4 protein-coding genes and 2 pseudogenes are annotated in these 4952 nt (G+C 42.4%); 2 read left to right on the top strand and 4 right to left on the bottom strand.

Annotated elements, in window-relative coordinates; translation table 11 throughout:
• Window positions 1–114 precede the first annotated feature (114 nt).
• Window positions 115–1052 (top strand): annotated as a pseudogene (locus tag PPL9_RS01680) (IS3 family transposase); the annotation flags it as partial.
• A gap of 112 nt (window positions 1053–1164) precedes the next feature.
• Here the strand turns inward: PPL9_RS01680 and PPL9_RS01675 are convergent.
• Genes PPL9_RS01675 through fabG form a run of 4 tightly spaced genes read right to left on the bottom strand, consistent with a single transcriptional unit; the run spans window position 1165 to window position 4221 of the window.
• Window positions 1165–1953: a MaoC/PaaZ C-terminal domain-containing protein gene (locus tag PPL9_RS01675; protein ID WP_057461021.1), complete on the bottom strand. Its 789-nt coding sequence runs from the start codon at window positions 1951–1953 to the stop codon at window positions 1165–1167.
• Window positions 1953–3197, bottom strand: a complete 1245-nt coding sequence (locus PPL9_RS01670; RefSeq protein ID WP_057461020.1) for a beta-ketoacyl-[acyl-carrier-protein] synthase family protein — start codon at window positions 3195–3197, stop codon at window positions 1953–1955. Before PPL9_RS01670 ends, PPL9_RS01675 begins: the two co-directional genes overlap by 1 nt.
• A 7-nt stretch (window positions 3198–3204) precedes the next feature.
• Window positions 3205–3438 (bottom strand): acyl carrier protein, encoded by a 234-nt coding sequence (locus tag PPL9_RS01665; protein WP_057461019.1) that lies wholly within the window; start codon window positions 3436–3438, stop codon window positions 3205–3207.
• Between the two features lie 39 nt (window positions 3439–3477).
• Window positions 3478–4221 (bottom strand): 3-oxoacyl-ACP reductase FabG, encoded by a 744-nt coding sequence (gene fabG, locus PPL9_RS01660; protein ID WP_057461018.1) that lies wholly within the window; start codon window positions 4219–4221, stop codon window positions 3478–3480.
• A 390-nt stretch (window positions 4222–4611) separates the two neighbouring features.
• Between fabG and PPL9_RS01655 the strand changes: the two are divergent.
• A pseudogene (locus PPL9_RS01655) lies at window positions 4612–4854 on the top strand (transposase); the annotation flags it as partial.
• Window positions 4855–4952 lie beyond the last annotated feature (98 nt).

The raw sequence follows: 4952 nt of genomic DNA, 5'->3' as shown, positions 1-4952 counted from the left end.
CTACAAAACGCCTTGTCAGGCGTTTGAACAAAGGGCTTGGAAAATGGCAGCGTAATGTGTTTAATCAAACTGTCCGGAAACAGGGACGAACTTCAAACCAAAGCCGCTGAACCAGCGGCAGTTGATGTCAAAACTCTTCACGCTAAAATCGGGGAGTTGACGCTTGAGAATGATTTTTTAAGCGGGGCGCTCAGCAAGGCCGGCCTGTTGAGCGCAAAGAAATGATCGATCCTAAGCATAAACTCTCCCTGTCCCGGCAGGCGAAAGCTCTGGGCATCTCTCGAGGTTGTATGTATTACACTGCGAGGCCGACATCTGACAGTGATTTGAAACTGATGCTGCGATTTGACAAATTGCATCTGGATTATCCCTTTGCGGGCAGCCGGATGCTTCAGGGACTTTTGCTTGGTGAGGGATATGAGGTTGGTCGACTTCATGTCTCAACGCTGATGAAGCGGATGGGTATCGAGGCAATTTACCGCCGTCCCAATACATCAAAGCCAGCGCCAGGGCATAAAATCTATCCCTATTTGCTGAGGAAACTGGCTGTCACACGTCCCAATCAGGTCTGGGCGATGGACATAACGTACATTCCCATGGCCAAAGGCTTCGTCTACCTGGCAGCGGTTGTAGATTGGTTCTCAAGACGCGTGTTGTCCTGGCGACTTTCAATCACCCTTGATACAGCTTTCTGTATTGAAGCGGTTGAAGAAGCTATGGCCAGGTACGGTAAGCCGGAAATCTTCAATACCGATCAGGGAAGCCAATTTACGTCGCTGGCATTCATAAAAATGCTTAAAGATGCTGATGTTGCTATCTCAATGGATGGCAAGGGCGCTTGGCGGGACAATGTCTTTGTTGAGCGACTGTGGCGATCCATCAAATACGAAGAGGTCTATCTGCATGCTTATGGCAATGTCCCAGAGGCAAGAAACGGCATCAGGAGATATCTGGATTTCTACAATTCCAAGCGCCCTCATTCATCGCTTGACCGCAAGACACCGGATCACGTCTATTTCAACCACCACCCTCAACTGAATATCGCTGCATGAAAGCAGGCCGGGTCCACTTATAAAACAGCGCAGAACTGTTCAAACAAACCGAGCCACCTCTGAGCCCCAACTAACCAAATTGAAATAATTTGGCCAAGCCGCTTCAGGTACTTCATTTGACGGCGGACACAGCTTTCGAGAGTAATGAAAATTTCACATTAAATATATGAGTTTTATTCAAAAAGACGTGCAATTTATAGCTACTATAATCACCTATATTTGAAGAATATTTGTCCAAACATTGTATATTAAACTGAACATGATCGAAGGTTATATCTGAAGAACTCCTAATTATTGAATCAGATAATTCTACTACATGGGTAACATGCATATGTAATTTATTCGTATTCAATTTTCTGGTGTACCTCGTAAGTGAAACTTCTTGTGATTGAGTACACTGATCCAGCAAACCAAGAACTTCTGAGAAGACTAAAGATTCAAGAAATATCCAACTCGACGTTATACTAGGGTAAATTTTTATAAACTCTCTTTTCTTCTTATCGATGAAAGAAGATGGAATAATTACATTAAGGTTGTTTCTCATAAAGAACTTATTTTTGAATTCTATTTTGGAAAGTGATCCGCAAATATCTCTGGCGCAATCAGCATTATTTCTTAAGCTGAAGTAAATTTTTTCATTCATTTCGCTATGTGAAATATACATCTCTGACTTGGTCAAAACAGGTCGATACATTCTAGCATTCCAAACAGCTCCATGACGCCAATTACGAAGTCGTTGAGATACGTAATGCTTAAGCGGCAGCATGAGAGCCATTCCATGGATAGAAACTGTATCAAGGCCTGCGAAATGCGCAAACGCCTCATCAAAATGGAGAGGGTTATAATCTCCCGAAAAAGATGCCCAGTTTTGAATGTCGGTTTCATCGAATTTTAAAAGCATTAACCCGCCTTTCGAAAAATTAAGGCAGAGTTAGCACCACCAAATCCATAGTTTACATTCAGTACAGTGTTGATACCTGATACATGGCGGTGACGATGAGGAATAAAATCCAAGTCACAATCTGGATCCGCCTTCTGAAGATTTGCTGTAGCTGGAAGAATGCTATTTTGGATTGATTTGAGACAGAAAATTGACTCAATTGCACCTGCTGCTGCAATCAGATGCCCTGTATATGACTTGGTACTCGATATGGGGATAGAGTATGCATGTTTGCCAAACACAGATTTCAAACATTTTACCTCATCTAAGTCATTTAAAATAGTAGATGTACCATGAGCATTAACATAATCTATTTCTGAAACGTCGATATCGGCCTGCATACAAGCAGAACGAATGGACTGGATACGCCCCCCCCCATCACTTGCTGGGGAAGTCCAATCATATGCGTCAGAATTGCTACCATATCCTATTAGCTCGCCTAGAATATTTGCCTTCCTCCTTTTTGCTGTGTTATAATCCTCCAAGCATAATACTGCAGCGCCCTCTGAAAGAACAAAGCCAGTTCGATCCAAGCTAAACGGACAGCTTGCATTTTGGATATCTGCTTGTTCGCGACTAAGCGCACCTAAGATATCTATGTTCCATATATTATAGTCTTCTCGAATACTCTCACCTCCACCGGCGATAATAAAATCTGCTCTTCCATGGCGAATATGTTCAAATGCGTCGCCAATTGATAAACTACCCGTTGCACAAGCTGCGATTGGTGTGTTTTGGTAACCGCGTAACGACCAGCGTTTTGAGAACGCAGCTGTCGCTATACTGTGCATCGTGATCAGACTTGCCATAGGATTTGCAATTCCTACCTCTTGGTATTTATTGGCAAACCGCACAAGTTCATCAGATGCCCCCCAGCCCGTACCGAAGATAGCACCGCAGCGCATAGGGTCATGAAAATCCGTTGGAGAGTATTGGCCGAAAGCCATAGTAATTGCTTCTTCAGCAGCGAGCATACCCAAAGTGCCGAAACGAGGTAGCACTTTCTTTAATGCTTTTGAAATACTATTGGTATCGAGTTCCCATTGAATATCTCCAAAAAATTTCGAAGAAATATTTGATGGTACGCTCTTTTTAAAGTATCCAAGTTGATATTTTGTAATGGAATCCCATATCTGAGCACTGTTTTTGCCTAATGAGCAAGTCGCCCCGTAACCGGTTACAACTACTCTGTTCTTCTTCGCCATTACATCCTCAAGAGTTTTCTTCGATAAATCCGATAAAATCCTCAATTGTACTTAATTCATTTAAGGTAAAATTACCTAAATCTACATCAATACCTAGTTCGCTCATCAATGTTACTTGAATATAGACAAAATCTAGACTAGTAATTCCGATTTCCTCTATCTTTTTGGATGGGGTAATTTCTGTGTGATCAATATCAGTTACTTCTAACACTGCTTTTTTTACAAGTTCAAATATCGTCATTTCATGTCCTTACTGAGAAATACTAGCATCAATATTTAATTATGATGTGAGACCCCCATCAACAATTATACTCTGCCCCGTTATGTATTTTGCATTTTCTCCTAATAAAAAACTTACAGAAGCAGCAATTTCTTTACTGGTACCAAGTCTCTTGAGTGGAATTCTCTTGATTACATCAATGAGAGTTTTTTGCGGGATTTTTTTTGTAACTTCAGTATCAATAAGGCCAGGCATGATAGAATTTACTCGGATATTGTACCGACCCACCTCTTGCGCAACAGTCTGTGTTAGACCGATAAGAGCTGCCTTGGAAGCGGAGTAATTGCTTTGGCCAACATTTCCAATTTTTGCGGCAACAGAGCTCATAAATATGATGCATCCATCTTTTTGTGCAGCCATCGAGGGAAGAAATGCTTGCGTTACAAAAAAGGCAGAGTTTAGATTGTTATCTAAGACATTTCGCCAAGCGTCAAACTTCATGTAGATGAACAAGCTATCTTGTGTAATCCCAGCGTTGTTTATGATTGCATAAGGTGCGCCAAGCTCTGCCACAAGGTGATCAGCTAGATTCTTGACTGAACGAAAGTCAGCAGCATCACATCTGTATCCAATGACAGACCTCCCCTCGGCAGCGAGTGATTGTGTAAGATCATGAGCTTGCGAATGAGAATTTCGATATGTAAATATGACGGTGTAGCCCTGAGTTGCTGCATTTACAACAATTTCTCGCCCTATTCCTCGTGATCCACCAGTTATAAATATCCACTTATTAGTAAGTTTCATCCAATCTACCTTGAAAATACGAAGTCGATATACCGATATGCCATTTTACTTCGGTCCATATATTTTCTACAATACTAATTGTATTCTCTCTTCATAGAGAGGATGGTGCCTATAAAATTGTTTTTTAATTAGCTGCTTTAAGAGGAGCTATCACTGAATGGCGTTGTTGCAGTATCCCCCTGACGCAGAGTATCTTCTCTGAAACTTCCTTTTGAGAAGATCGTAAGCGCCCGCTCATTACCCTCTAAACTCTCAACCTTACCCGGCAAGTCAAATCTGGCAAAAGCAATACGCTATGGCTTGTCACGCTGGCATGCCTTGGTAATCCCCCCGCTATTTGATCGAATTTAATAGTAGAGATATTGTCGCCTCATATTGAGGATTGATTTTATGAAGAAATCTCGTTTCAGTGACGCGCAGATCATTGCGATTTTGAAGCAAGGGGAAAGCGGTGTTCCGGTTGCACAGTTGTGCCGCGAACATGGGATGAGCGCCGCGAGTTATTATAAGTGGCGCTCGAAATACGGCGGACTGGATGCGCCGATGATTTCCCAGATGAAGTCAACACAGGACGAGCTGCGCCGGTTCAAGAAGATGTACGCCGAGCTGTCCCTACAAAATGAGCTCCTGAAGGTGGAGTTCCCTCCGGTTTCCGGACAATCGAGTATATTGACTTTGATTGTTGCAGGAGATGTGAATGGGCACGGGACGCTCGAAATACACTGAAGAGT

The sequence above is a fragment of the Pseudovibrio sp. POLY-S9 genome (assembly GCF_001431305.1).
Taxonomy (GTDB): Bacteria; Pseudomonadota; Alphaproteobacteria; order Rhizobiales; family Stappiaceae; genus Pseudovibrio.
This window is presented reverse-complemented; position numbering and strand designations above follow the sequence as displayed.